The sequence below is a fragment of the Haladaptatus sp. T7 genome (assembly GCF_026008575.1).
In the GTDB taxonomy this organism is placed as follows: Archaea; Halobacteriota; Halobacteria; order Halobacteriales; family Haladaptataceae; genus Haladaptatus; species Haladaptatus paucihalophilus.
The window spans coordinates 371409-396992 of record NZ_BROP01000001.1 but is presented as its reverse complement, the minus strand read 5'-3'; the positions used below and the strand labels follow the sequence as shown (position 1 = coordinate 396992).

The 25584-nt window shown below is 63.6% G+C and carries 26 protein-coding genes; 18 read left to right on the top strand and 8 right to left on the bottom strand.

What is annotated here, in order from left to right:
- Positions 1-101 precede the first annotated feature (101 nt).
- The gene (locus OPC11_RS22075) at positions 102-1610 is read left to right on the top strand and encodes a S8 family serine peptidase (RefSeq protein WP_303648912.1); all 1509 of its coding nucleotides are present in this window, start codon (positions 102-104) and stop codon (positions 1608-1610) included.
- Between the two features lie 122 nt (positions 1611-1732).
- Here the strand turns inward: OPC11_RS22075 and OPC11_RS02240 are convergent, their stop codons facing one another.
- Together OPC11_RS02240 and OPC11_RS02235 are read right to left on the bottom strand one after the other, a co-directional pair.
- The gene (locus OPC11_RS02240) at positions 1733-2350 is read right to left on the bottom strand and encodes a DNA-3-methyladenine glycosylase (RefSeq protein ID WP_007977575.1); all 618 of its coding nucleotides are present in this window, start codon (positions 2348-2350) and stop codon (positions 1733-1735) included.
- Between the two features lie 92 nt (positions 2351-2442).
- Positions 2443-3801 (bottom strand): RimK family alpha-L-glutamate ligase, encoded by a 1359-nt coding sequence (locus OPC11_RS02235; protein WP_007977574.1) that lies wholly within the window; start codon positions 3799-3801, stop codon positions 2443-2445.
- 134 nt (positions 3802-3935) lie between these two features.
- Between OPC11_RS02235 and OPC11_RS02230 the strand changes: the two genes are divergently transcribed.
- From OPC11_RS02230 to OPC11_RS02210, 5 genes are all read left to right on the top strand, one after another.
- Entirely contained in the window at positions 3936-5012 is a 1077-nt protein-coding gene (locus OPC11_RS02230) for a succinylglutamate desuccinylase/aspartoacylase family protein (protein ID WP_264780879.1), read from the top strand.
- 250 nt (positions 5013-5262) lie between these two features.
- A complete protein-coding gene (gene sdhC, locus OPC11_RS02225; RefSeq protein ID WP_007977571.1) occupies positions 5263-5655 on the top strand; it encodes a succinate dehydrogenase, cytochrome b556 subunit in 393 nt (130 codons plus the stop codon).
- The gene (locus tag OPC11_RS02220; RefSeq protein WP_007977568.1) at positions 5656-6021 is read left to right on the top strand and encodes a succinate dehydrogenase hydrophobic membrane anchor subunit; all 366 of its coding nucleotides are present in this window, start codon (positions 5656-5658) and stop codon (positions 6019-6021) included. It abuts the gene before it with no gap.
- Positions 6022-6888, top strand: a complete 867-nt coding sequence (locus tag OPC11_RS02215; RefSeq protein WP_007977566.1) for a succinate dehydrogenase/fumarate reductase iron-sulfur subunit — start codon at positions 6022-6024, stop codon at positions 6886-6888.
- Between the two features lie 16 nt (positions 6889-6904).
- Complete coding sequence (locus OPC11_RS02210; protein WP_007977564.1) at positions 6905-8740, top strand: FAD-binding protein; 1836 nt, start codon at positions 6905-6907, stop codon at positions 8738-8740.
- 531 nt (positions 8741-9271) lie between these two features.
- Here OPC11_RS02210 and OPC11_RS02205 read toward each other — a convergent pair.
- Positions 9272-9475 carry a DUF1427 family protein gene (locus tag OPC11_RS02205; RefSeq protein ID WP_264780878.1) on the bottom strand — a complete coding sequence of 68 codons (204 nt, stop codon included), beginning with the start codon at positions 9473-9475 and terminating at the stop codon, positions 9272-9274.
- Between the two features lie 42 nt (positions 9476-9517).
- Positions 9518-9640, bottom strand: coding sequence for a hypothetical protein (locus OPC11_RS02200; protein ID WP_007977558.1), 123 nt, complete (start codon positions 9638-9640; stop codon positions 9518-9520).
- 353 nt (positions 9641-9993) lie between these two features.
- On the opposite strand from OPC11_RS02200, the gene OPC11_RS02195 reads away from it, so the two are divergent.
- Together OPC11_RS02195 and OPC11_RS02190 are read left to right on the top strand one after the other, a co-directional pair.
- Complete coding sequence (locus tag OPC11_RS02195; protein WP_264780877.1) at positions 9994-11016, top strand: DUF1616 domain-containing protein; 1023 nt, start codon at positions 9994-9996, stop codon at positions 11014-11016.
- A complete protein-coding gene (locus OPC11_RS02190; RefSeq protein WP_007977554.1) occupies positions 11016-11597 on the top strand; it encodes a metal-dependent hydrolase in 582 nt (193 codons plus the stop codon). Before OPC11_RS02195 ends, OPC11_RS02190 begins: the two co-directional genes overlap by 1 nt.
- A gap of 20 nt (positions 11598-11617) precedes the next feature.
- Here the strand turns inward: OPC11_RS02190 and OPC11_RS02185 are convergent, their stop codons facing one another.
- From OPC11_RS02185 to OPC11_RS02175, 3 genes are read right to left on the bottom strand one after another with little or no spacing between them, the layout of a single operon-like run.
- On the bottom strand, positions 11618-11854 hold the full coding sequence (locus tag OPC11_RS02185) for a zinc ribbon domain-containing protein (RefSeq protein ID WP_264780876.1): 237 nt from the start codon (positions 11852-11854) through the stop codon (positions 11618-11620).
- A 47-nt stretch (positions 11855-11901) separates the two neighbouring features.
- Positions 11902-12918: a GNAT family N-acetyltransferase gene (locus OPC11_RS02180; RefSeq protein ID WP_069450551.1), complete on the bottom strand. Its 1017-nt coding sequence runs from the start codon at positions 12916-12918 to the stop codon at positions 11902-11904.
- Positions 12915-14528, bottom strand: coding sequence for an alkaline phosphatase family protein (locus tag OPC11_RS02175; RefSeq protein WP_007977538.1), 1614 nt, complete (start codon positions 14526-14528; stop codon positions 12915-12917). Before OPC11_RS02175 ends, OPC11_RS02180 begins: the two co-directional genes overlap by 4 nt.
- 312 nt (positions 14529-14840) lie before the next feature.
- Between OPC11_RS02175 and OPC11_RS02170 the strand changes: the two genes are divergently transcribed.
- The 3 genes from OPC11_RS02170 to OPC11_RS02160 all read left to right on the top strand — a co-directional run bounded on the left by OPC11_RS02170 (position 14841) and on the right by OPC11_RS02160 (position 17627).
- Positions 14841-15785 (top strand): hypothetical protein, encoded by a 945-nt coding sequence (locus tag OPC11_RS02170; RefSeq protein ID WP_264780875.1) that lies wholly within the window; start codon positions 14841-14843, stop codon positions 15783-15785.
- A 202-nt stretch (positions 15786-15987) separates the two neighbouring features.
- Entirely contained in the window at positions 15988-17418 is a 1431-nt protein-coding gene (locus OPC11_RS02165; protein ID WP_264780874.1) for a hypothetical protein, read from the top strand.
- Complete coding sequence (locus OPC11_RS02160; protein ID WP_007977535.1) at positions 17418-17627, top strand: hypothetical protein; 210 nt, start codon at positions 17418-17420, stop codon at positions 17625-17627. The genes OPC11_RS02165 and OPC11_RS02160 overlap by 1 nt, the downstream gene beginning before the upstream one ends.
- A 9-nt stretch (positions 17628-17636) precedes the next feature.
- On the opposite strand, the gene OPC11_RS02155 is transcribed toward OPC11_RS02160, so the two are convergent.
- Entirely contained in the window at positions 17637-18188 is a 552-nt protein-coding gene (locus OPC11_RS02155; RefSeq protein ID WP_007977534.1) for a hypothetical protein, read from the bottom strand.
- Between the two features lie 412 nt (positions 18189-18600).
- On the opposite strand from OPC11_RS02155, the gene OPC11_RS02150 reads away from it, so the two are divergent.
- Genes OPC11_RS02150 through OPC11_RS02120 form a run of 7 tightly spaced genes read left to right on the top strand, consistent with a single transcriptional unit; the run spans position 18601 to position 25485 of the window.
- Positions 18601-19179: an acyltransferase gene (locus OPC11_RS02150; protein ID WP_007977533.1), complete on the top strand. Its 579-nt coding sequence runs from the start codon at positions 18601-18603 to the stop codon at positions 19177-19179.
- On the top strand, positions 19176-20252 hold the full coding sequence (locus OPC11_RS02145) for a DegT/DnrJ/EryC1/StrS family aminotransferase (RefSeq protein ID WP_264780873.1): 1077 nt from the start codon (positions 19176-19178) through the stop codon (positions 20250-20252). The genes OPC11_RS02150 and OPC11_RS02145 overlap by 4 nt, the downstream gene beginning before the upstream one ends.
- Positions 20245-21222 (top strand): Gfo/Idh/MocA family oxidoreductase, encoded by a 978-nt coding sequence (locus tag OPC11_RS02140; protein WP_007977528.1) that lies wholly within the window; start codon positions 20245-20247, stop codon positions 21220-21222. The genes OPC11_RS02145 and OPC11_RS02140 overlap by 8 nt, the downstream gene beginning before the upstream one ends.
- Positions 21219-22574, top strand: a complete 1356-nt coding sequence (locus OPC11_RS02135; protein ID WP_264780872.1) for a nucleotide sugar dehydrogenase — start codon at positions 21219-21221, stop codon at positions 22572-22574. Before OPC11_RS02140 ends, OPC11_RS02135 begins: the two co-directional genes overlap by 4 nt.
- The gene (locus tag OPC11_RS02130) at positions 22567-23550 is read left to right on the top strand and encodes a glycosyltransferase family 2 protein (RefSeq protein WP_264780871.1); all 984 of its coding nucleotides are present in this window, start codon (positions 22567-22569) and stop codon (positions 23548-23550) included. Before OPC11_RS02135 ends, OPC11_RS02130 begins: the two co-directional genes overlap by 8 nt.
- Positions 23547-24608, top strand: a complete 1062-nt coding sequence (gene wecB, locus OPC11_RS02125; RefSeq protein ID WP_007977520.1) for a UDP-N-acetylglucosamine 2-epimerase (non-hydrolyzing) — start codon at positions 23547-23549, stop codon at positions 24606-24608. Before OPC11_RS02130 ends, wecB begins: the two co-directional genes overlap by 4 nt.
- Positions 24592-25485 carry a polysaccharide deacetylase family protein gene (locus OPC11_RS02120; protein WP_007977518.1) on the top strand — a complete coding sequence of 298 codons (894 nt, stop codon included), beginning with the start codon at positions 24592-24594 and terminating at the stop codon, positions 25483-25485. Before wecB ends, OPC11_RS02120 begins: the two co-directional genes overlap by 17 nt.
- The last annotated feature ends 99 nt before the right edge of the window (positions 25486-25584 follow it).

Below are 25584 nucleotides of genomic sequence, written 5' to 3'. Positions count from 1 at the left end.
TTCACTCGTTTAAATGACATTAAATAAAAACACATCTTTAAAATTTTTAAACAATAATGGAGTATTAAGATTAATATATTTGTAATGGGATGTGCAACCGAATGTCACGAAAACCGACGCGCCGTTCTTTCCTGAAGGGCGCAGGGGCTGCACTTGGCGGACTGACACTGACGATGCCGACCGTTTCGGCGGAATCGCGCGAAGACAGATATGTCGTCGATTTGCGAGATGCCCCGTCGGACGTCCTCGACGGACTCGAAGTCGTTCATCATCTCGACCAGATAGACATCGCCGTGGTCAAGGCAGAGAAGAGCGACGTCAGCGGAACGCGCTACTCGAAAGACGTCGAGATGGAGCTCAACCAAGCCGAGACCGAACACCACGAACATCCGGATCACCATCCCCACGATACGCGCTACGACCTTCAATGGGACAAACAGGCACAAGACGTCCTACAGGTCCACCGCATGACGCGCGGCGAAGGGACGCGCGTCTCGGTTATCGACTCGGGTGCGCTCGAAACCCACCCGGACCTCCAACACGCGCTCAACACCGACCTCTCGAAGAACTTCACCGGCGACGGCGGCGATTTCAACCCGATACTCAGCGACCACGGAACGCACTGCTCGGGTATCATTGCCGCTGACGGGTCGAACGAGGATGGCGTTATCGGCACCGCGCCGGACACCGACCTCGTTGCCCTTCGCGTGTTCACGGGACCGTTCGCCACCTTTGGCGACATCGTTGCCGCGATGGTGTACAGTGCGGACATCGAGTCCGACGTGGCGAACATGAGCCTCGGCGCGTACCCGCTCCCGAACGATTCCGATACGGCACTGCTACAGGAGACTATCGAGCGTGCGTCGGGATACGCAAACGAGAACGGGACGCTCCTCGTCGCGGCGGCGGGGAACGATTCGGCCAACCTCGACGCCGACGGCGACGTGATCAGCCTCCCGAACGAGGCCGACAACGTGATGAGCATCAGCGCCACCGGTCCCATCGGCTTCCTCTGGGACGACGAACAGCGGAAGGAGAAACACGAGGAGAAACGCGGCCACGGCGGTTGGCACCACGACCGTCACCACTACAAGCGGGCGCTGCATCACCTCCGTAAACCGACGTACGAACCCGCCTTCTACACCAACTACGGCGCGGAAGCCATCGACATCAGCGCCCCGGGCGGAAACTTCGACCAGGACGCACCCGAGGACGCCAACGCTCAGTACGACTTGGTACTGAGCACGGTCTTCGAGTGGGGCGACGAGGACGACGACGCGGACATGGTCCCCGCGTACGGTTGGAAGGGAGGAACGAGCATGGCGTCACCGCAAGTGGCGGCGGTCGCCGCGCTCGTCAAGAGCGTCAACCCGGACGCGACGCCCGGCGAAGTGCGCGAACACCTCGAAGCCACGGCCCGCGACCTCGGCGACCCGACCTACCACGGCGAGGGACACCTCGATACGAAACACGCCGTGTGGCGGCGAATCCGTGACCACGATCACGGTCACGGCCATGGCGGCCACGGTCACGACCACGGACATGACCACGGCCACGGTCACGATGATGACGACCACGACGGCGACCACGGACACGGCCACGACGACTGATAGTTCGGACTCGCAGTGAACGCGACGGAACGACGGCAACCACGTTTTCTCTCCGCTTCAGATACGAGCACAAGCGACCGCCGCATCGGAAGTGTTCTCCGCTCTCTCGAAGCGTTCTCCGCTCACTCCGATTCGTACTCGGCCCAGATGTATCGGGTCGCAACCGAGCGGTAGGGCCGCCACCGCTCGCCGATTTCGCGCATCTCCTCGCGCGTCAGTTCCTCGCCGTCGCCGTACAACTGCTGAATTCCGCGCCGAACCGCGAGGTCTCCGAGCGGAAGGATGTCCTCCCGTTCCAGCACGAACAACAGGTACATCCGCGCGGTCCAGTCGCCGACGCCTTTGATTTCGGTCAGCGCGTCCACGACCTCCTCGTTCGAGTGCGCGGCCAGCCCTTCCGCGGTAAAATCGTTCCGCCGGAACGCGCGCGCCGCGTTCTTCAGGTACTCGACTTTCGTGCGCGAAAGCCCGGCGTCCCGAAGGTCTGCCTCGCCCGCGTCCAGCACCGTCTCCGGCGTCACCTCGCCGAGCAGGGCGAAGACGCGCTCTTTCACCGCCGCGGCGCTCGCCGTCGATAACTGCTGGTTGATGATGGAGATACAGAGCCGTTCGTACTCCGTCCAGTTCGATTCCGTGTACGGGTCGTGCTTGTCGAGCAGTTCCGCCATCACGGGGTCCTCGCGGAGGACGCGCTCGGCGCTCTCGGCATCCGCTTTTGCCCCGTCACGGGAAGGTTCCATACTGCCCAGCGGTACGAATCCGAGCGTAAAAAACGGCGTGCTTGGCGGCGTCGGGCCGACATCGCGTTCACATCGTCCTCGAACGCGGTCGATTACCCTTCCTGTTCCTCCTCTTCTTCCATCTCGGCCTCCTCCTCGCCGTCGACGCGCCGCCGAACGTCCACCTGATAGTGTTCGAGGATGTCGCGGCCGAGGAGGACCGGGTAGTCCATGTGACTTCGGTCCTCGATGCTCGCGGTGACGGTGTGGCGGTTGCCGCCGACGCCGATAACCACGTCGACGACGGGACGCGACTTGCTCGCCTTTCGGCTCCCGGATTTGACGCGCGTCATGCTCTTGATTGGACCGGCACCGATTTGCGCCGCGAGTTTGGTGTCGATGCTCGACCGGGTGGCCCCCGTGTCGGATTTGGCGACGACAGTCTCCGACCCGCTCGTTCCGCTCACCAGCACTTCCTCGGTGTAGCCGATGACGACGGGTTCGGTCGGCTCCGGGCTGCTGCTAACGGGTTTGCACGATGGAACCGAATCGTCGAGCGTGGCGGTCAGTTCCTCGACGCGGGTGTCGTCCACTTCGCCGCCGCCCGCTTCGATAGCGGCCTTTGCGATGTACGGTGCCGCGCTCCGCCCGGTCGCCTTGTACAGCCCTTTGAACCCGGCCGTCGGGTTCACTTCGAGGACGTACCAGCCGTCGTGTCCCTCGATGAGGTCGACACCGGCGTAGTCGAGACCGATGACGTCCGTCGCTCGACGAGCGATGTCCACCACGTCGTCGGGGAGGGCGTCGGTCATGTCCTCCACGTCGCCGCCGAGCGCGACGTTCGTTCGCCAGTCGTTCTCCGGCGCGTAGCGGTTCATCGCGCCGACGATTCGGTCGCCGACGACGTAGACGCGGAGGTCCCGGTGTCGTCCCTCGTCGCGTTCGATGAGTTCCTGGAGGAACGCCTGCCGCTCGCCGACGCGCGGATTGACCAACTCTTCCGCGCCGACCTTCCACGTCCCGCCGCCGTGGGTTCCGATAGCGGTCTTGTAGACCGCTTCCTCGCCGTACTTCGCCCGCCCGTCGTTCAGGCGGTCGGTGTCGAGCGCGAGCAGTGCATCCGGGACTTGGATGCCAGCGTCCGCGAGACTCGACGCGGTGGAGAACTTGTGAATCGCCGTCATCACCGCGTGTGGACGGTTGAGAATCGGAACGAGAGAGTCGTATATGTTCGCAAGTCCGAGGGCTTCGGAGGGTTGTTCCGTATTGGACAGCAACAGCCGGTTCGCAACGACGTCGATGTCGGGTTCGAGCGTGACGTCTCCGTCCTCGATTTCGACCGCCGTGTTCTCGTGGCGAAGCCACTCCGGTTCGTGACCGAGGTCTTCGATGGCGTTGCAGATCGCTTTCGTTTCTTTGCTGTTGTGTAGACTGAGTACTCCTACGCGAACGGGCGAACCGTCAGAATCCATGTAGGGTACATTTCGTCCGTTCGGCCTTAAATCGTTCTCACTCGTTTTGAAGCGTCAACGGCTCTCACAGAATGGTTTCGGAATCAGACAAGTGTAGTAGTATGTTTTTATGTAGTGGTCCCCGAGTGACGTACATGACCGGGGACGAGGCGGAGCCGTTCACGTATAATGGCGGTATCGTGAAGCCGGGCGAGACGCAGAACATCCGGTACGGAATCAGCGAGACGTATCTCGGTGATCCGGTACGGATACCCGTCACTATCATCAACGGCGAGCATCCGGGGCCGACCATCTTCCTTTCCGCGGCGGCCCACGGGGACGAACTCAACGGTATCGAGGTCGTGCGCGAAGTCGCCTACGATTGGAACCACGAGGAACTCCACGGAACCATCGTCTGCATGCCCGTGCTGAACGTTCCGGGCTTTCTCGCCCAACAGCGATACCTCCCCATCTACGACCGCGACCTGAACCGCTCGTTCCCCGGCCGCGAGGATTCCACGAGCGCGAAGCGGATGGCCGACCAGATATATCGCAACTTCCTCGAACCGTGCGACCTCGGCATCGACTTCCACACGTCAACCCGCGGTCGAACCAACATGCTCCACGTTCGGGCGGATATGCAAGACCCCGACGTCGCTCGACTCGCACGAGCGTTCGGGTCGAACGTCATCATCTCCTCCTCCGGCCCGTCCGGGGCGCTCCGACGCGAGGCGTCCGAGGGCGGTGCGCCGACGATAACCATCGAGATGGGCGAGGCCCACCGGTTCCAGCGCAACTTCATCGACCAAGCGCTCGAAGGCGTGATGAGCGTCTTCGCGGAGTACGACCTCCATCCGGACGACCCGGTGAAGTGGCCCGGTTGGCGGACCGTCATCGACGACGAGAAGGAAAAAACGTGGCTCCGCGCGGACGCCGGTGGCCTCGTGGAGATGCACTACGACCGTGGCTCGCTCGTCTACGAAGGGACGCCTATCTGCTCCATCACGAACCCGTTCAAGACGGAACGCGAAATCGTCGAGGCTCCCTTCACCGGCCTCCTCGTCGGTGTTCTGGAGAATCCCGTGGTGTATCCGGGGAACCCGCTCTGCCACATCGTCGAACTGAACGCGGACACCCGCCGGGCGCTGAAACGCGACCGGGCACACGCCGAAGCCGAGGGCGACGTCCAACCGCCGGGATACGTGGGGGCACCCGAACTCGGCGAGCAGTGACGAGGCGGTGTCGTCGGCTCGAAAAAAGCGGCAATCTGTGAGTCGGCGAATCGTTGACAGCTATTTTTGCCGCCGAACGCGAGCCGACCACGATGCGGGTCGAAATTTCGCACGTTAGAGAGTCTCTCACGCAGGGATGCGAAATCACCGCTCGCCTCCGCGAGAGCTATCAGCGCGGACGCAACTTCCCGGAAAGAACGCGGACAGGTAGTAACTTCTATTTGCTCCCAGTACCGACCATCCGATTGGAATGAGTCAATCGTACAACCGGGGCCTCATCGAGGACTTCGGCCGATGGCGCGAGTTTTCGGCCGGGATGTGGGCCTGGATTTTCCACAAATTTACTGGGTGGGTACTCATCGGCTACCTGTTCACGCACATCGCCGTGTTGAGTACCGCCACGGCGAATCCGGGTACCTACACCGCAACGATTCAAGGTCTCGAAGAACTGACCATCGTCCGAATCGGTGAAGTGGGCCTGCTCGCCGTGGCCGTTTTCCACATTCTCAACGGCGTCAGACTCCTCTTCGTCGATTTGGGTGTCGGATTGGAATCGCAGGACAAGAGCTTCTACGCCTCGCTCATCGTGACGGCAGTCATCGTGTTGGCGAGCGTTCCGACGTTCATGCAGGGGGCGTTCTAAATGGCGGAGCGCTACTCCTCCTTCCAGAGCGGAAGCATGTCGTGGTTCCTCCAGCGCGTCACGGCGGCGTTCCTCGTCGTGGTGCTGGCGTTCCACTTCTTCATGCTCCACTTCGTCCACCACGCGCCCGAAGTGACATTCGCGGGCACACAGGCCCGGATGTCCCAAATCGGGTACTTCCTCACGATGACGCTGTTCCTCATCACGGCGGCGTTCCACGGCGTCAACGGCGTCTACGCTGCCCTGATAAATCAGGGTCTCACGGGGAGTCGAAAGACCGCGGTCAAATGGGTTCTCGTCGTGGCTGGCGTCCTGCTTTCCGCGCAGGGAATCTACGTCGCACTCGTCATGAACGGGTTGATGTAAATGAGCACGCAACTAACCGAAGAATCAGAGAGCGAGACCGAAACCGAGCGCACCGAAACCCCCGGCGACCGCCGACGGGCGGAAAAGAAGGCCCGTCAAGGGCGGTCGTCAGAGGTGCAAGAGCCGACCGAGGCGGACGAGGAGACGGTTCATCTCAAGGTCTTCCGCTACGACCCCGAAGTCGAGGGCAAGATGGACCCCCGCTTCGACGACTTCTACGTCCCCTTCGAGAAGGGGATGACCGTCCTCGACGCGCTGATGTACGCACGTGATCGGTTCGACACGACGCTCACGTTCCGTCACTCCTGCCGACAGGCCATCTGTGGCAGCGACGCGCTGTTCATCAACGGCACGCAGCGACTCGGGTGCAAGACGCAAATTTCGGACTTGGACGGGCCGATTCGCGTCGAACCCCTCCCGCACGCAGAGGTCGTCAAGGACCTCGTTGTCGACATGGAGCACTTCTACGACCAGATGCACTCGGTCGAACCCTACTTCCAGACCAACGACGAGCCGAGCGACGAACTGGAAGAACAGCGCCAAACCCGCGAAAACCGCGAGAAAATCAAGATGTCCACGCGCTGTATCTGGTGCGGTGCGTGTATGTCCTCGTGCAACATCGCGGCGGGCGACAACCAGTATCTCGGCCCGGCGGCGCTGAACAAGGCGTTCCGGTTCGCCATGGACAAACGCGAAGGCGAGGACATGAAGGAACACCGTTTCGAAATCCTCGACCAGGAACACGGCGTCTGGCGCTGTCAGACCCAGTTCTCCTGTACGAACGTCTGTCCGAAAGATATCCCGCTGACCGAGCACATCCAGGAGCTCAAACGAGAAGCGGTGAAGAACAACCTCAAGTTCTGGTAAGGCTAATTCAGACACAATGTACGAACACGACGTAATCGTCGTCGGTGCTGGCGGTGCGGGGCTTCGTGCGGCCATCGCGGCCCACGAGGAGGGCGCAGATGTCGCCCTCGTCACGAAGCTTCACCCCGTGCGAAGTCACACCGGCGCGGCGGAAGGCGGTATCAACGCGGCACTGAGAGAGGGCGACGACTGGGAACTCCACGCCTACGACACGATGAAGGGGTCGGACTACCTCGGCGACGCCCCGGCAATCGAGACGCTCTGTCAGGACAGCCCGAAAGAGACCATCCAACTCGAACACTGGGGGATGGCGTTCTCCCGCGAGGACGACGGTCGCGTCTCCCAGCGCCCGTTCGGTGGACTCTCGTTCGCCCGAACGACCTACGCGGGTGCCGAGACGGGTCACCACCTGCTCCACACAATGTACGAGCAGGTCGTCAAACGCGGTATTCAGGTGTACGACGAGTGGTACGTGAGCCAACTCGCCGTCACGAACGAAGACGACCCCGAGGAACGCGACTGTCACGGCGTCATCGGCTACGACATCCAGACGGGCAACGTCGAGGGCTTCGTCGCCCGAGATGGCGTCATCCTGACCACCGGCGGTCTCGGACAGGTCTTCGACCACACGACGAACGCGGTTGCCAACACCGGCGACGGTGCGGCGATGGCGTACCGTGCGGGCGTCCCGTTGGAGGACATGGAGTTCATCCAGTTCCACCCGACGACGCTCCCCTCGACCGGGGTTCTCATCTCCGAGGGTGTGCGCGGTGAGGGTGGTATCCTCTACAACAGCGAGGGCGAACGGTTCATGTTCGAACACGGCTACGCGAACAACGAGGGCGAACTCGCGTCCCGTGACGTGGTTGCCCGCGCCGAACTGACCGAAGTGAACAACGGACGGGGAATCAACGACGAGTACGTCCACCTCGACATGCGCCACCTCGGCGAGGAGCGCATCATGGACCGTCTCGAAAACATCCTCCACCTCGCGGAGGACTTCGAGGGCGTCAACGCGCTCGAAGAACCGATGCCCGTCAAGCCCGGCCAGCACTACGCGATGGGCGGCATCGAAACCGACGAGAACGGCGAGACCTGCATCTCGGGACTGTACGCCGCGGGCGAGTGTGCCTGCGTGTCCGTCCACGGGTCGAACCGCCTCGGCGGCAACGCCCTGCCCGAACTCATCGTCTTCGGTGCCCGCGCGGGCCGCCACGCCGCTGGCAAGGACCTCGGCGAGGCCGAAATCTCCACCGGCAAGACCGACGACGCCGAGATGGGCGAGGTCGACACGCCCGTCGAACCAGGTGCGGTCGCGTCGGACGACGACAGCGCGGTCGCCGACGGCGGCGCGACGTTCGCCGACCCGACCCAGACCGTCGAAGCCACGCTGGAAGCAGAACGCAACCGCGTCGAATCCCTGCTCGAAAAGGACGACGGCATCCAGCAGGCCGAACTCCGTTCCAAGCTCCAGAAGTCGATGACGGCGAACGTCAACGTCTTCCGAAACGAGGACGGTCTGAAGCAGGCGCTCCGCGACATCCGCGAAGTCCGCGAGGAGTATCAGGACGTGTACGTCAACGACCCGTCGCGCACGTTCAACACCGACCTCATCCACACCATCGAGATGCAGAACCTCATCGACCTCGCGGAGGCCATCACGCTCGGTGCGCTGGCCCGCGACGAGTTCCGCGGTGCCCACTGGCGACAGGAGAACCAGGAGCGCCGTGACGACGTGTGGCTGAAGCACACGCTCCTCTCGTGGGAGGACGGCACGCCGCAACTCTGGTACAAGCCGACCATCCTCGAAGGGGAGAACAAGACGTACGAGCCGAAAGAGCGGTCGTACTAATTCACCTTTTACGACGGTCGCAAGCCAGCGGTCGGGTCGCTTCGACCCGACCGCTGGCAGTCTTCTTCACGGCGAAGCCGTGAAGGAACGAGGGAGCTTCGCTCCCTCGCATTTCCTGTGAAAGCTGGATCAAAAGCAGCAGAAGACGTTCCTGCTCGCTTCGCTCCGCGGGCTGCGACTTCCTGGCCTTCGTTCGCTCCGCTCACGAAGACACTCCTCCTTTATTTTCCCGAACGACTCGCCCAGCGAGTCGTTCGGCTCCATTCAGTCGGTAGCCCGGAAAATCTCCTATTTTCCGGTGTCTCACAATCGCGCCGCGGTCGTGATGACTCGAAAGACCGGGGGCCTTTCGGCGAATGATGGACTCCGCGGTTGCGTCTTCTGCTGATATCTGTTGATCGTGTCACCTGCCGATGTCCGGTGGTTGCGTCGCTCGTCGGTTTCGGCGTCGTCGAGTCGCGTAGGAGGAGTCGGTTCGTGCGCTTTCGTCGGTACGTTCGTCGGCCCGTCCAGTGCGTCAAGTCGTTCGTCTCATCCGGCGAATCCGAGCGTCGTGAGGAGCACGTTGACGCTCCATCCGGTCGCATCGACGAGTTTGTAGCCGAGGTAGATTCCGACGATTCCCATGATGCCCGGCAGTTCGGGCGGGGCGGGAATCGGCGCGCCGACGAACTTGAACAGTGCGCCGGTCAGCAGTCCGGTCAGTAGCGCGAGCGCGGTCAGTGTGTATTCCATCGGATGTGGACTGCGGAGACTGCAGTGAAAAGTAGTTCGGAGTTAGCGACACTGAGAGAGTGTTTGTGCCCCCGCCAGGGGCATAGAAATCCACGCCTCGTCCCGTGTAATGTCCGCGATGATGGCCAACTGGTTACCGTCGTCGTCCTCGTCGACGGCGAACATCACGTCGCCGTCGGGAGCCTGTTCGTCCGAGTCGTCGGTTGCGCGTGTCCAATTCAGAGTCGATCACCGTGGTTCGCCCGCCGTTACTGAGCGAGCACAGGGGGTACATCTCATTTCTCCTCCTTTGTTATGGACTTCCTTCGGCGTTACAAGAACCCCTTACCGGGCCGAAAACGTCAGTTTCGCCCGTTCGGACGGTTCGTAGGCGAGGCGAACCACGCCGGGTGGAGGGTACGCGCTGGATAACAAAGTACCAGCCGAGAATACGACCTTCACGGACTGATTTCCATGTCTCCCGGAGAACAACGGACGGACCAGCACCGCACGAAGACAACCCGTGGATTTCCACCGACATGAGCCACGAAACGAACGACTCGTTGTGGACCCGTCTCACGCGCCCGGTGTTGGAGTTCCCCGTCGATTTGGCCGTGCTCGGTATCGTCGTGATACTCCTGTCGCTTGCGCTCGTCCAACCGGTCGTGTACGGGACGCCGCTCGCCGTCGCGCTGGGCCTCCCGCTCGTGTTCTTCGCGCCGGGGTACGCTCTCGTCGCGTTGTTGTTCCCGCAAGCGGGGGCGTCGAAGTCGTCGAAGTGGGCGAGTCCGGGTCGGGTTCGCCAACACGGCGTCACGGCGGGCGAACGCTGTGCGCTCTCGTTCGGGGTCAGCGTCGCCTTGCTCACGCCACTCGGCGTGCTGTTCTCGCTCGCCCGCCTTCCCTTCATCCCGATGTACGTCATCGGCGCAATCGCTGGTTTCACGCTCCTCGTCTCGCTCTTCGCCGTGATTCGCCGGTTCAACGTTCCGAAGAAGGACCGGCTATCGGTGTCCGTTCGCGGCGGTGCGGCGCACCTGTACCGCACCATCTTTCACGAGGACTCGGCGGCCGACGTGGCGCTCAACCTCGCGCTCGTCCTGTCGGTCGTGGTCGCGCTGACGACCGTCGGCTTCGCCGTCGCCGCCCCGCAGGACGGCGAGCACTTCTCCGACCTGTCGCTGTACACGAAAGGGGAGAACGGAAACTACGTCACCGAGGGCTATCCCACGAACATCACCGCGGGCGACTCGAAACCCGTGTTCGTCGGCGTCCAGAACCACGAAGACCGGTCGGTCGAGTACACGGTCGTCGTCCAACTACAACGCGTGGAACAGCGTCCGAACGGGGGTGCCCGCGTCATCGAGCGGACGGAGTTGGGTCGCCTCGACCATCGAATCGATGCGGGCGACTCGTGGCGAACCCGGTACGACATCGAACCGAGCATGGCGGGTGAGGACCTCCGTCTCGTGTTCCTGTTGTACAAGGGCGACCCGCCGAGCGACCCCGCGACGAACAACGCCGCACAACGAACCCAGATTTGGATAAACGTATCCGGATAATGTGGCCGTGGGAACATCTCGCGTTCGGGTATCTCGCCTACTCCGGCTACACCCGGCTCCGAACGGGCCGCGCGCCGCGGAGCGATGCGGTGGTCGTCCTCGGCGTGGCGACCCAACTTCCAGACCTCGTGGACAAGCCGCTCGCGTGGTCGCTTTCGGTGCTTCCGAGCGGGCACTCGCTGGCCCACTCGCTCCTGACCGCGCTTCCGCTGTCGGTGGTCGCGCTCGTGTTGGCCCACCGCGCGAAGCGAACCGACATCGGCGTCGCGTTCGCGGTGGGCTACCTCTCGCACCTCGCGGGCGACATCATCTACCCCGCCGCAGTCGGCCAAACTCCGTCGTTCGACTTCCTACTCTGGCCCCTCGTCCCCGTTCCCACCGACCAGTCGGGCATGGGATTTCTGGCCCGATTCCACGAGTACTTCGGGGAGTACGTGACGTACCTCGGCGACCCGGCGATTCGGGGATACATCGCGCTCGAACTCGGCCTCCTGCTCGGGGTGTTCTTCCTCTGGCTCTTCGACGGAATGCCCGGAATACCCCGACGAATCGTCCGTTACGCGCCGGTAATCGGCCGATAACGTCCACCGGCTGACGTTTCTTATTCCTCGGACAGCACCGTTCCGCAGTGGTGACAGAGGTCGTTCTCGCGGTCGTTTCTCGCGCCGCACGACGGACAGTTCGTTTTCTCCGACGGGTCCTTGGATGTCCCGTTCGACTCCGACAGTCCGATGCCAACCAATGCTAATCCCGCGACGATTATACCGACTTGGCCGAAAAAGGAGCCGATTCCGAAGAATACCAGCGCGAGTCCGGCCGTGACGAGGGGATTCTCCATACTTCGACCACCGATGGTCGGATAAAAAATCTTGCCGGTCGAATTGACTATCTGAACCGCTTGTACACGTCCGTCAGCAGGTTCATCATCCGCGTCCCGCGCTCCAGACTGTGATAGCGGACGAGTTCCGGGTTGAACTTCGCCTTGTAGCCACAGAGTCGGCGCTCGTTCGCGCCCACGAGGTCGTAGCGCGGGATTCCCTCGTCCATCGCGTCGCGCATGATGGCCCAGTCCACGAGGTCGTTGATGGGCACGTCGAGGTCGTGTTTCGCCCCGCCCTGCCACCGGTACACCCGTTCATCGTCCGCCAGCGCTATCATTCCGCCCGCGAACTCGCCGTCCACGTCACAGACGTAGGGTCGGACCGCGCCGTCGGGCAGAAATCGGTAGAGGTCCACGACGAACTGCGGGGAGAGGCGGTACGGTTCGTCCTGCTCGTCGTGGCGGGCTTTCACCTGTCCGATGATTTTACGAATCGCTTCCGGCCCGCCGACGTGGATTTCGTACCGGTCGTCGTCGGTCCTGATGTTGCTGCGGGCGTCGCCGCTGAAGCTCGCCAGTACGTCCTCCTCGCCGGGCGTGAGGTCCACCTCGTAGGTGTGTCGCGGCTGGATTTCGAACTCGTTCCACTCGAAGGGGCGAACGTCGTCGTAGGTCCCGCCCGTCCGAACGTGGACGTACTTCGGCGCGTACTCGCGGTCGAGCCAATCGAGACAGCCGTCGATGAACCGGCGGTGTCGTCGCTCGGCCTTTCGTCGCTTCAGCTTGCCCATGTTCAGTAGGACGGGACCGAGGTGCGGGAGCCAGAGGTTCGGCGGCGGCGAAAACGCCGTCGTCACGCCGCCCTTCGAGATGGTGAAGGCGGGAAACAGGCCGACCGGTTCCTGTCCCTTGTAGCCCACGAGCGGATGGAAGGTCGCGCCCGTGTGGTCGGCCTGCACTTCGAGGGCCTCCAATCGATGGAAGAGTGCCCCCTGTGGTGATCGCTCCACGAGGTCGTTCCAGCGGTCCACGTCGTTCGTCCGTTCTACCCTGATGCCGTTCTTTTCGATGGTAATACTCATTCGAGATATCCGAGGTCGGCGAGTCGCGTTTCCACGCGCTCGTCGTCGGTTTCGACCGTTTCGCCCGCGTCGAACGCGGGGTAGCTCTGCTCGCCCGCCGACTCGACGACGGGGAGGACGCGACCGTCCATCCGGTCGCTCGCCGGGATGTCGAAGGTCGCCAGAATCGTCGGGGCCACGTCGAAGAGGTGGGACCCGGCGAGGTTCGCGTCGGGGTCGACGCCCTCGCCCGCCGCGGCGAAGATGCCGTTTCGCTTGTGGTTCCACGGTTCGCGGGGCTTTCCGAACTGCTGGCCGCGCAGTTGGGCCGAGAGGAACTGGTCGTACTCGTTGGGGACGCACGCGATGTCCACGGCGTCCTCGCTGTACGGACCGGTGAAGAACTCCTCGCGCGGGGCGACCGTCTCGAACACGGGGTCGCCGTCGGGGGTCCTGACGCCGCGGAGCTTTTCGATTATCTCCGCGCGAATCGACTCGTACTGGTCCGGCGAGACGACGCCGTTCGGGTCGCGGCCTTCGACGTTGAGTCGAACGCCGCACTCGATTCGGTCGCGCATGTAGGCGACGGAGTTGGGGAAATCGACCTGTTCGGTCGCCGCCCGGATGAAGTCCTCGGGAACGCGCTCCGCGACGAACGCGTCCAACCCGGCGCGTTCGAGGACGGCACCGATTCGTTGGCTCGTGATGCCGACTTTCGCGGCGAGGGCGAGCCCTCGTTCGGCGACACCCTGTTCGCGCGCGGAACTCTCTTCACCCTGCTGTAGTTGGTTGCCCGCGATGGTGGACCACGACGGCATGCCTTCGCCGCCGCGGGCCGTTTCGACGTAGCCCTCCTCGCGCAGGAAGTCGTTGACCCGGAATTCGTAGCCGCTGTACTCGCCGATACCGTGGTCGCTGGCGACGACGACCGTTTCGGGGTCACAGGCGTCGAGAATCTTCCCGACCTGCTCGTCCACCGCCTCGTAGACGGCGCGGACGATTTCGTCGTCGCCGGGGTGTTCGTGAAACAGCGTGTCGGTGCTCTGGAACTGAACGAAGCCGAAGTCGGGATCGAACCGGTCCGTGAGGTATCGGAATGCGTCACCGCGCATGCGCGTGAGGCGGCGATACCATTCGACCGACTCGTCGTCGGGAAGGTTTCGCGGGGGATACACGCGATAGCCGCCGATTTCGTCCCGAACGTCGTCCAGGAGTCCCTCCGGGTGACACGTCGGGTTCTCGGGTGCCGTGTATCCCGGCAGTATCGCGCCGTCGATTTCGCGCGGCGGGTGCGTGACGGGTGCGTTGACGACGACGCTCGACAGTCCGTGTTGGTCCAACAGTTCCCAAAGCGTGTACTCGCGGACGCGACTGGCGTTTATGACGTCCCAGTCGTAGCCGTCGAAGTGGAGGAAGCCGAACACGCCGTGTTTGCCGGGATTGACTCCGGTGTACAGCGACGGCCACGCGCTCGGCGTCCACGGCGGAAGTTGTGATTCCAGTGGCCCGGATGACCCCTCGTCGAAAATCGATGCGAGGTGCGGCAGCGCGTCCTCCTCGAACAGGGGTTCGAGGACGGACCGGCACCCCGCGTCGATGCCGATGAGAAGGGTCTGCATCTGACAGTCCATGCTGTTTCGGGAAACCGCACCTGCGTCCTTTGTTATGCGTGGGTTTCCGGCCGTATAGTCGGGTCGTACTCCCCGAATTCAGCATCAGAGGGCACCCAACAGTGAGTATGCGACTCAATACCACGTTTCTCTGATTCGACGACGATTACTCCGATTTCGGTATATAGTCGGACTGCACCGCCCCCGAAAATCTCCCCCGTCGGCGGTCCACTCGTCCCACCACACGAATCGGCCACTACATTTAAATTCGCAAGCAGGCATTGAGCTGGAATCGCAACGTACTTAAATCAGTAAGATAGCATTGAACCTGCAATGGCACGCGACCAAACGACACACGAGCGAACCGAAACCAGTGAGAAATTCGAGCGTAATCGGCGGTCCTTCCTGAAAGCTGCTGGCGCGACGGTAACGTCCGCTGTCGGTCTCAGCGTGGCGGGTGGCCGCGTCAGTGCGAGCGAGTATGAGACGATTACCGTCCCCGCTGGCCAGACGAAATCCATTACGGTCGGAGATGGGCAGACGTTCGAGAACAAGCTCATCGACCAAAGCGCTCCGGGCGCGGCGGCGACGATCCGCGCCTCCGGGAGCGGCTGGACGATTCGCAACGTCGGGTTTAAAGGCGGTTGTGGCGCGACGAACTTCGGCTTCTTCAGCATCATCCCGAGCGTCTCGTCGGGCGGCAAGGGAACCATCGAGAACGTGTACATGGGCGACGGTGCGGAGACGAACAGCGCCAACGAGGCCCAGCCCGGCGGACTGTGGGTCGACGCGAACACGCCCCACGAGGGCGAGTTGATGCTTCGTAACGTCAACATCCAGAAGTACGCGAACAACGGTCTGTACGGGAGTGGTCCCGGTGCGGCGCACGGGGCTGGGTCAGGCGGTCCCGTCAAAGTCGAAGGCTGCTACTGTGCGAACAACGACATCGCCAACGTCCGCCTCGGTACGCCGGGGTCGTACGTGAAGAACACCGTCATCGAGGACAACGGCGCACCGGTCCACCACCCGAACGGACCGAACAAGCGCGGAATCTGGGGCTGGTACGTCCCGATCACCGTGAAGAACTGCGACGTGAACGTCACCGAATACGACGCGGTGAACGGCGGATTCCACGGCGGCGAGGTCGAAGTGAAGAACTCGCGGGTCAAGGGCCCGACGAGCGGAAACGTTGCGACGAAGAACGTCGGCGGCAAGCCGAAGACGAAGGTTCCGAAGAAGGTCCCGCGAACTGCGAAGCAAGCTGCGAACGGCAACTGAGCGAACGATTCTAACGACGATTTGACGAATTTTGGCTGATTTGCTGGCCGTAGCCGCGTTTCTCGCCCGGTAACGTGCCGTTTCCGGGAAGAAACGACACCATTCTCCTCACGGATCCTCGACACCAATGACTTTTAAACACACGATTCTGCATTGAGACTGAATCGGAATCTATTTAAATTGGTAATGTGGCATTGAATCCATGGCACGCGACGAAGCGGTACGCGATACACCAGACGATAGTCTGTTAAACCGACGTTCGTATCTGAAATTCGCCGGAGCGACAGCTGCGGCGTTCGCGGCGGCGGGCGCGGCGAACGCGAAGCAGTATCGAACCATTACCGTCCCCGCGGGTGACACGAAGGTCATCACGGTCGGCGACGGCGAGACGTTCGAGAACGTCCTCATCGACATGACGGCGGACGGCGCATCCGCAATGGTTCAGACCAGCGGTTCGGGCTGGAAGATTCGCAACGTCGGGTTCAAAGGCACGCACCCCGGCGGACACTACCTCATGGTTCCCGGCGTCTCCGACGCGAACGGCACCGGACTGGTCGAGAACGTCTACATGGGTGACGGGCAGGTCGCCCGGACGAAAAGCGGCGGCATCTGGGTCAACGCGAACCTCCCCCACCGCGGCACGATCACCTTCCGCAACATCCACGTGGCGAAGATGATAGACAACGGCCTGTACGGGAGCGGTCCCGGTGCGCGCGGCTACGGCGGTAACCTCCACGTCGAGTCCTCGTACTTCAAGGCCAACACCATCGCCAACGTCCGCCTCAACGCGAAGGCGCGACCCTGCAACGTGACGAACACCGTCATCGATACGCGCGGGAACCAAGCCTGCGGCGTCGGCTGTTCCGCCCCCGGTTCGAAGAACACGCGAGGGGTCTGGTCGTGGTACGGCGAAACTCACCTCCGGAACTGCGATATCGTCGGCTCCATCTCGACCGCCCACGGCGGGTCGGTCACCAAGACGAACACGCGAATCGGCGGTAACGCGGACCCGACCCCGCCCAAGGGCGTCCCGATGACCGCGAAACAGGCCGCGAGCGGTGCGGGCGGTAGCTCCGGCAACCGTAAGCAGATGACCACGAAAAAGCAGGCCAAAGCACAGGGCCTTCCGAACGTCATCAGCATCTCCAGTTCGAACTCCGGTGCGCCCGCCTCCTACGAGTTCGAGGTCGCCGGAAAGGTCAAGAAGTCGACCGACCGCGGTGCGTCGAAGGACGGCGACGACAGTCTCAAGCACGGTATCGCAAAGGGGTCCGTCGCCGGCGGCACCGACAGCTACCGGTTCTCCGGCACGCTCGCCAGCTTCAGCCTCGACGGCAACGCGACCGTCTTCTTCAACGGCGAGCGAGTCACACCGGGTAAACTCGGCCTGCCGAAAACCATCGTCATCGACGGGAGCGTGAACAAGGGTTCCAACAGCTACTCGTTCGACGTCGGCGGAGACGTCACGAAATCCCGCGCCCTCGGGTCGGTAAACAAGCACGACACCGTTCACGGCACCCGCGTGAAGGGCAAAGTGTTCGGCGGTAAGGACGGCTACCGCTTCTCGGGCGACCTCAAGCGACTTCGCATCGATGGCAACGCGCGCATCTCCGTGGGGTCGGGAGGGAACTGATGAACCAGCAGCGATGGGAGCGAGTCCCCGCGGACCCCGACCTCGAAGGAGACCTCGGCTACGAAATGGACGAATGGGACGTCATCCGCGCGCGTCGGGACGGACGCGGCCGTCTCATGTTCCTTCCGAAGGACACGGAGATGCTCCGCGACGACGCGTTCATCCTCGCTGACCCGGACGCCGTTTGCAACGTCGAACACCGACAGTAGACGGCCTTTTTATTGGCCTTCCGCTCGCCGCAGTTCCGGCGGTAGTCCCTGCACGGTTCGGCGTCGGTAGTAGAGGTACTGCCCGATGGCCGAAACCCCGTACGCGATGAGAATTATCATGGCAGTGGCGATGCCCGAAACCAGCGTGAACGGGTAGATGTTGAACCACACGCCGAGAACGAGCAGGATGCTTCCGAGCGAGAGCGCGAGGTAGTACCGGTCCCACGGAATCGCGGGCCGGGAAACGTCGCCGAGGTACGTATCGAGTTCGCGGGCGCGACGCGAGAGCGAAATCGTCCCCGCATCGCGGTCGTACTCGACGATACCCGCGTCGTCCAACTTCGGAAGATGAGTCTGGTAGAGCGAGATGTAGACGCGCTTTCGCTGTTCGCTCGTCAGCCCCGACAGCGTGGTGTCGTTTTCCCACACGGCCACTTGGTCGGTCAGGTCGGAGAGGTCGACGACACCTCCTTCCCGCCGCAAGTAGTAGAGCGCGTAGCGCCGTCGTGGACTCTTGAGAACCTCGAACACTTGGTCCTGTGAGAGTCCGGAACTAGCCATTGTGTGAAGACAGCAGTCGCTCGCTCATCGAAACCAATACACCCCCATTCGAGTACGCGACCACCCTGTGGTCACGGATGCCACCACCGCATACACCGGCAATCACCGCTTCCCCACTTTGTTACCACGGTGCTGTTCGGGGGTAGCCTCCCCATACATTCCGTCTATTCGTTCATACCGCCCGTTCCCGGAGGCGTAACGCGGATTTCGGCGCGGTAACCGCCCGTGAACGGGCTAGTCCCGAACTACCCGCCGCCAAGGAGCGTATAACAAAGAGGACAGGTAGGGCATGGAGGATAACGCCTGTCCGTCGCGTACGCGGCGGAATCGGGCGATTCACGACTCAACCTATGAACTCACTACCATCCACTGACACGCCCTGTGAATCGTGTCTCCGCTGGGGTGGTCGTCCATGACCGAATCGCAGAGCCACGACCGGACCGTCCACCCGGACGCGACGGTCGGATACGCTTATTCGGACGATTCGACGTCGCCGGTAATCGGCGACGGTGCGACCATCCGGTCGGGAACGGTCATCTACGACGACGTAACTATCGGTGACGACTTCACGACCGGTCACGGCGCGCTCGTCCGGGAAGAGACGACCATCGGCGATGACGTTATCGTCGGCACGAACACGGTTATCGACGGCCAAACGACCATCGGATCGCACGTAAGTATGCAGACGAACGTGTACGTTCCGACGAACACTACCATCGGAAACCGCGTGTTCGTCGGCCCGGCGGCCACGTTCACGAACGACCCGTATCCGATTCGGCAGTCGGCCGACCTCGAAGGCCCGACGCTCGAAGACGACGTTAGCGTCGGGGCGAACGCGACCCTCCTTCCCGGCGTCACGGTCGGTGCCGGGTCGTTCGTCGCCGCCGGTGCCGTCGTGACGGACGACGTACCGCCGGAGACGCTCGCGGTCGGCGCACCAGCCGAAATCCGCCCGCTTCCCGAATCGCTCGCCGGGGGGAACGACCTGTGATTCCCATCGCCGACCCGGAGATGGGAAGCGAGGAGATAGAAGCGACCGTCGCGTGCATCGAGGAGGGCCAACTCGCCGACGGGCCGGAAGTCCGGCAGTTCGAGGACGAGTTCGCGGCCTTCTGTGGCACCGAGTTCGGCGTCGCCACGAGCAACGGGACGACCGCCCTCCACGCCGCTTTCGCGGCGCTCGGTATCGGACCGGGCGACCGGGTGGTCACGTCCCCCTTCTCGTTCGTCGCCAGCGCCAACGCCATTCGGTTGGCCGGTGCGGAGCCGGTTTTCGCCGACATCGACCCGGAGACGTACACGCTCGACCCGTACGCGACGGAGCAGGCGGTCCGGGAATACGAGGCCGACGCGATTCTCGCGGTGCACCTCTACGGGTTGCCAGCCGAGATGGACCACCTCCGGGACATCGCGGAAACCCACGACCTCGCGCTCGTCGAGGACGCCGCGCAAGCGCACGGCGCGGAGTACGACGGTCGCACCGTCGGGTCGTTCGGCGACGCGGCGTGTTTCTCCTTCTACCCGACCAAGAACATGACCACGGGAGAAGGGGGAATGGTGACGACCGACCGTCGGGACGTCGCGGAGCGCGCGGCGAGTTTCGTCAACCACGGCCGCACGGCGAACGGCGGCTACGACCACGTTCGCCTCGGTCACAACTTCCGGATGACGAGCATGGCCGCGGCCATCGGTCGCGTGCAGCTGTCGCGCCTGCCGAAGTACAACGAGGCGCGACGCGCCAACGCGGCGTATCTCACCGACCGCCTCCGCGACGCGGCCGTCAAACCGCCCATCGAACCGGACGACTGTCGTCACGTGTACCACCAGTACACGATTCGCGCGGACGACCGGGACGGCCTCCAAGAACACCTCGAATCGAAGGGCGTCGGGACGGGCGTCTACTACCCGACGCCGATTCACGAACAGCCAGCATACCAGCACGTCGACCACGATGCCCCGATTTCGGAGCAGATGGCGGGGAACGTTCTCTCGCTCCCCGTTCACCCCGGACTGTCGGGGGACGACGTGCGAACCATCGCATCCGCTATCAAAAGTTATGAGTGAACCAACGAACGCAGTCGTCATCGGCGTCGGAAGCATGGGCCGCCACCACGCTCGCGTCTACAGCGAACTCCCCGAGGTGAACCTCGTCGGGATTCACGACGTGGACGAGGCCAACGCGGCCGAAGTCGCTCGAAACCACGGGACGCAAGCGGTCGACATGCAGACCGCCATCCGCGCCGCGGACGTCGCCTCCATCGCCGTCCCGACCCCGTATCACTACGAAACGGCGAAGCAGTGCATCGACGGGGGGGTAGACGTCCTCGTCGAGAAGCCGTTCGTCGCCGACCCGGACGAAGGAGTCGAGTTGATTTCGCGGGCGGAGAACGCGGGCGTGACGATACAGGTCGGGCACATCGAGCGGTTCAACCCGGCGATTCGAACGCTCTCCGAAATCGTCTCCGAACTCGACATCATCGCCATCGACGCCCAGCGACTCGGCCCGCCGCCGGAAGGACGAGCGGTGGACGTGAGCGCCGTGATGGACCTGATGATACACGACATCGACGTCCTCCTGTCGCTCGTGGACGACGACATCTCCTCGGTCGCCGCGGTCGGGACGCGGGACAACCGCTATGCGAGCGCGAGCATCGAGTTCGACGGCGGCGTCGTCGCCGGACTCACGGCCAGTCGGGTGACACAGGAGAAGGTCAGAAAGCTCTCCATCACGGCGGCGGAGTGCCGGGTGAACGTCGATTACACGAACCAGTCGGTCGAGATTCACCGCCACTCCATGCCGGAGTACATCGAGGACAACGGCGACCTCCGCTACCGCCACGAGAGTATCATCGAGCGGCCGACCGTCGAGAACGGCGAACCGCTGAAGAACGAACTCCGGTCGTTCGTGCGGAGCGCGAAGAACGGTTCGACGCCGGTCGTCACGGGCGAAGACGGTCTCCGCGTCCTCGAAGTCGCGCGGGAGATAGACGGGTTGGCGTCCGGCCCCAAAGAACGGGAGGTGCATCTCGGGTGAGCCTCCGGGAGCAGACGACACTCTACGCGAGCGACTCGACGACCGAAGAACAGCGCGAGGCGTTCCTGTCCGGCGATATTCCGGTCGCCGTGTACGGCCTCGGAAAGATGGGCCTGCCGCTCGCGGCGGTGTACGCGGAAACCTGTGGGAACGTCGTCGGTGCGGACATCGACCCGGACGTGGTGTCGGCCGTCAATCGCGGCGACTGTCACGTCCAGCGCGAACCCGGATTGGACGAACTCGTCTCGGAAACGGTCGCGGCGGGGGCGCTCAGCGCGGTCGAATCGCCGACCGAGGCGGCGCGGGACGCGACGATTCACGTCGCCATCGTCCCGACGCCGATAACCGACGACGACGAACCCGACCTCGCCATCCTCCAGTCCGTGATGGAGAGCATCGCCGCGGGACTCACGCCCGGGGACCTCGTGGTCGTCGAGTGCACGGTGCCGCCGGGGACGACCCGGGACCTCCTGCTTCCGATGCTGGAGGCGGAGAGCGACCTGTCGCGCGAGGAGTTCGGCGTCGCGGTCTGTCCCGAACGAACGTCCAGCGGGCGCGCGCTGCAGGACATTCGGGGTGCCTACCCGAAGGTGGTCGGCGGCGTGGACGAGGAGAGCACGCGCGTCGCGGAACTCGTCTACGGCGAACTCACCGACAACGAGGTCATCGCCGTGCCGAACGAGACCACCGCGGAGGCCGTGAAGGTGTTCGAGGGCGTCTACCGCGACGTCAACATCGCGCTGGCGAACGAACTCGCCAAAATCGCCGACGCGGCGGACATCAGCGTCAACGAGGCCATCGAGACGGCGAACACCCAACCGTTCTGTGACATCCACAAACCGGGTCCGGGCGTCGGCGGTCACTGCATTCCGTACTATCCGTACTTCCTCATCCGGCAGTTCGACGAGGAGTTCCCGCTGCTGACCACCGCCCGCGAGGTGAACGATTCGATGCCCGCGTTCACGGTGGAGAAGGTCGCGGAGTTGCTATCCGAGGAAGAGAAGTCCGTGTCGGACTCACGGGTGCTCGTCCTCGGACTGACCTACCGCCCCGGCGTCGAAGAGACGCGAGCGGCCCCGGCCCGACCCATCTGTGCTGACCTGACCGAGCGCGGTGCGGACGTGTTCGCGGCCGATCCGGTGCTCCCGAACGCGGACGGCTTCGACGCGACGAAACTGCCGCTCGAAGCGCTCGCCGACTACGACTTCGACGCGGCGGTGCTGGTGACGGACCACGACGAGTTCGCGGGCATCGACTGGGCCGGGTTCGACCCGATGGTCGTCGTGGACGGCCGCAACTCCCTCGACCTCTCGTGGACCGACCATCGCGTCTACACCATCGGAGGTGACTGAATTGTACGAGGGAAACACCGTCGCCGTCGTCGTTCCGGCGTACAACGAAGAGGGACTCGTCGGACGGGTCATCGACACCGTTCCCGCGTTCGTCGATAGGGTGTACGCCGTCGACGACTGCTCGACGGACGGAACGTGGGAGGAGATACGGTCCCACGCCGAGCGGTCCGAAGCGGTCGCCGACGGCGGGTCGGCGGGCGACGGCCGGACGTCGTTCGACCAGCGCGTCGTGCCGATCCGCCACACGGAAAACCGCGGCGTCGGCGCGGCCATCAAGACGGGCTACTGTCGCGCTCACGAGGAGAACATCGACGTGACGGCGGTGATGGCCGGTGACGGCCAGATGCGCCCGGAGATGTTGGAGCGGATCATCCAACCCGTCGTCGATGGCCGGGCCGATTACACGAAGGGGAACCGCCTCTCGACGCCGGGGTTCCGCGAGGGGATGTCGGCGTGGCGAAGCTTCGGCAACTGGCTGTTGACCTTCCTCACGAAGGTCGCCAGCGGTTACTGGGGGATGGTCGACCCGCAGAACGGCTACACCGCGATTTCGGGGCGGGCGCTTTCCGAACTCGACATCGAGGACGTGTACGACGATTACGGCTTCGCCAACGCCCTGTTGGTTCGCCTGAACGTCCACGAGATGCGGGTCGCCGACGTGACGATGCCCGCGGTCTACGGCGACGAGCAGAGCACGATTCGCTACTCGACGTTCATCCCGAAGCTCTCCGCGTTGTTGTTGTGGAGCTTCCTCTGGCGACTGAAGGCGAAGTACCTCGTCCGGGATTTCCACCCGCTCGCGTTCCTGTACGGCCTCGGGGCGTTCGGAACCGCCACCGGGTTGCTCTCGATGGTTCGGCGGAAACGGAAGTCGAGCGACGGACTCGCCGCGACGCTCCTCGGCGGGCTCTGTATCGTACTGGCGATGGCGTTCGACAGGGAGGAGAACGCGGACTTGGAGGTGCACGAAGAATGAAGGTGTTGACCGTCGTCGGCGCGCGCCCGCAGTTCGTCAAGGCCGCCGCCGTCTCCCGCGTCCTCCGCGAGGACCACGAAGAGGTGTTGGTCCACACCGGCCAGCACTACGACGAGGACATGTCGGACGTGTTCTTCGAGGAACTGTCCATCCCGTTCCCGGACACCAACCTCGGCGTCGGGTCCGACACGCACGGCAGACAGACCGGCGCGATGCTTGCCGGACTGGAAGCGGAGATAGAGGACGAAGACCCCGACGCCGTGCTCGTCTACGGCGACACCAACTCCACGCTCGCGGCGGCCATCGCCACCTCGAAGATGGACCCGCCGCTGGCCCACGTCGAGGCCGGAATGCGGAGCGGGAGCGACATCCCGGAGGAGACGAACCGCGTCCTCACCGACCACGCCGCCGACCTGCTGTTCGTCCCCTCGCCGGACGCCGAGAACAACCTCGACGGCGAGGGAATCACCGACGGCGTTCACTTCTCCGGGGACGTGGGCTACGACGCCCTGCTCTGGGCGCGCGACCGGGCGGACACGGACGTCCTCTCCGAACTCGGCGTGGCAAACCGGGAGTTCGTCCTCTCAACCGTCCACCGGGACACGAACGCGGACGACCCCGATAAACTGGAAGCCATCGTGGACGCGCTGGTTTCGGATCCGCGTCCGGTCGTCCTGCCCGCCCACCCCCGGACGGTCGCCCGACTGGAGGAGTTCGGCCTGTACGGACGGGCGGAGCGCGGACTGACGCTCACCGAGCCGGTCGGCTACCGGCAGTTCGTCGCCCTGCTCGACGCCGCGACGGTCGTCGCCACCGATTCGGGCGGCGTCCAGAAGGAGGCGTTCTTCCTCGACACCCCGTGTGTCACGCTCCGCGAGCAGACCGAGTGGGTCGAGACGGTCGAGAGCGGGTGGAACACGTTGGTCGGCGCGGACGAGGGTGCGATTCGAACCGCGCTCTCCGACGCGACGACGCCGACCGAGAAGCCCACGCCCTACGGCGATGGGAACGCGGCCGAACGAATCGTGGAGGTGCTTTCCGATGTTACCCGGGTATGAATTCGAACTCTGTTTGACCCACGACGTGGATAGACCGTACAAGCGACTGCAGGCCCCGTACTACGCGCTGAAGGACCGCGACCCGAGCCACCTCTCGGCGCTGGCACCCGGCGTCAACCCGTGGTGGCAGTTCGAGGAGATAATGGAACTGGAGGAGTCGCTCGGCGTGCGCTCGGCGTTCTACTTCCTCCAAGAGGAGTCCATCTTCCAGAAGTCGCCGGACGACTGGCTCACGCCGCGCTACTGGATAGAGCATCTCGGTCGGTACGACCTGTTCGATACGGCCATCCTCGACGTGCTCCACGACCTCGACGACGGCGGGTGGGAGGTCGGACTTCACGGTTCGTACGACTCCTACGACGACCCGGAAGCCCTCCGTGACCAGAAGACGGCGCTGGAGGCCGCGCTCGGCCACCGGGTTCGCGGCGGTCGGCAACACCACCTGAACCGCGCCGACTCGACGTGGGAGCACCACCGCGACATCGGGTTGGAGTACGACGCGACCCTCGGGTCGAGCTCCGAGTACGGGTTCGACCACGGCTACGGCGTGAAACGCCCCTTCGACGACGATTTCGTCGTCTTCCCGCTCACGATGATGGACATCGCGGTGCCGGACCCCGGTGACGATTTCGAGGCGGCGTGGGAAGCGTGCGAGGACCTGCTGGACGAAGCGGCCGAGAACGACGCCGTGATGACGGTGCTGTGGCACCCGCGCATGTTCGCCGACGAGTTCCCCGGTCACCGACGCCTCTATCGTCGCCTCATCGAGTCCGCGATAGAGCGCGGTGCGTGGGTCGGTCCGCCGGGCGAACTCGCCGACCGCATCGGCACCGCTTCCAAGAGTCGAACCGGAACTGCGAGCGTCCACGGTCGATGAGTCGCGCGAGTATGAAGTCGATAGTTCTCTCCCGTTCGTCGTAGCGACGGCCTACCTGCCGTTCCGTGGTGCCTTCTCGTCGGCAGGTGGGGGATAACA

Bases quoted from the DNA above. Each gene is read 5' to 3' on its own strand.
- OPC11_RS02215 (WP_007977566.1), top strand. From the start codon at position 6,022: ATGAGCACGCAACTAACCGAAGAATCAGAGAGCGAGACCGAAACCGAG.
- OPC11_RS02165 (WP_264780874.1), top strand. From the start codon at position 15,988: ATGGCACGCGACGAAGCGGTACGCGATACACCAGACGATAGTCTGTTA.
- OPC11_RS02230 (WP_264780879.1), top strand. From the start codon at position 3,936: ATGACCGGGGACGAGGCGGAGCCGTTCACGTATAATGGCGGTATCGTG.
- OPC11_RS02190 (WP_007977554.1), top strand. From the start codon at position 11,016: ATGTGGCCGTGGGAACATCTCGCGTTCGGGTATCTCGCCTACTCCGGC.
- OPC11_RS02180 (WP_069450551.1), bottom strand. From the start codon at position 12,918: ATGAGTATTACCATCGAAAAGAACGGCATCAGGGTAGAACGGACGAAC.
- sdhC (WP_007977571.1), top strand. From the start codon at position 5,263: ATGAGTCAATCGTACAACCGGGGCCTCATCGAGGACTTCGGCCGATGG.
- OPC11_RS02235 (WP_007977574.1), bottom strand. From the start codon at position 3,801: ATGGATTCTGACGGTTCGCCCGTTCGCGTAGGAGTACTCAGTCTACAC.
- OPC11_RS02185 (WP_264780876.1), bottom strand. From the start codon at position 11,854: ATGGAGAATCCCCTCGTCACGGCCGGACTCGCGCTGGTATTCTTCGGA.
- wecB (WP_007977520.1), top strand. From the start codon at position 23,547: ATGAAGGTGTTGACCGTCGTCGGCGCGCGCCCGCAGTTCGTCAAGGCC.
- OPC11_RS02205 (WP_264780878.1), bottom strand. From the start codon at position 9,475: ATGGAATACACACTGACCGCGCTCGCGCTACTGACCGGACTGCTGACC.
- OPC11_RS02150 (WP_007977533.1), top strand. From the start codon at position 18,601: ATGACCGAATCGCAGAGCCACGACCGGACCGTCCACCCGGACGCGACG.
- OPC11_RS02120 (WP_007977518.1), top strand. From the start codon at position 24,592: ATGTTACCCGGGTATGAATTCGAACTCTGTTTGACCCACGACGTGGAT.
- OPC11_RS02195 (WP_264780877.1), top strand. From the start codon at position 9,994: ATGAGCCACGAAACGAACGACTCGTTGTGGACCCGTCTCACGCGCCCG.
- OPC11_RS02210 (WP_007977564.1), top strand. From the start codon at position 6,905: ATGTACGAACACGACGTAATCGTCGTCGGTGCTGGCGGTGCGGGGCTT.
- OPC11_RS02155 (WP_007977534.1), bottom strand. From the start codon at position 18,188: ATGGCTAGTTCCGGACTCTCACAGGACCAAGTGTTCGAGGTTCTCAAG.
- OPC11_RS22075 (WP_303648912.1), top strand. From the start codon at position 102: ATGTCACGAAAACCGACGCGCCGTTCTTTCCTGAAGGGCGCAGGGGCT.
- OPC11_RS02160 (WP_007977535.1), top strand. From the start codon at position 17,418: ATGAACCAGCAGCGATGGGAGCGAGTCCCCGCGGACCCCGACCTCGAA.
- OPC11_RS02175 (WP_007977538.1), bottom strand. From the start codon at position 14,528: ATGGACTGTCAGATGCAGACCCTTCTCATCGGCATCGACGCGGGGTGC.
- OPC11_RS02140 (WP_007977528.1), top strand. From the start codon at position 20,245: ATGAGTGAACCAACGAACGCAGTCGTCATCGGCGTCGGAAGCATGGGC.
- OPC11_RS02170 (WP_264780875.1), top strand. From the start codon at position 14,841: ATGGCACGCGACCAAACGACACACGAGCGAACCGAAACCAGTGAGAAA.
- OPC11_RS02220 (WP_007977568.1), top strand. From the start codon at position 5,656: ATGGCGGAGCGCTACTCCTCCTTCCAGAGCGGAAGCATGTCGTGGTTC.
- OPC11_RS02240 (WP_007977575.1), bottom strand. From the start codon at position 2,350: ATGGAACCTTCCCGTGACGGGGCAAAAGCGGATGCCGAGAGCGCCGAG.
- OPC11_RS02200 (WP_007977558.1), bottom strand. From the start codon at position 9,640: ATGTTCGCCGTCGACGAGGACGACGACGGTAACCAGTTGGCCATCATC.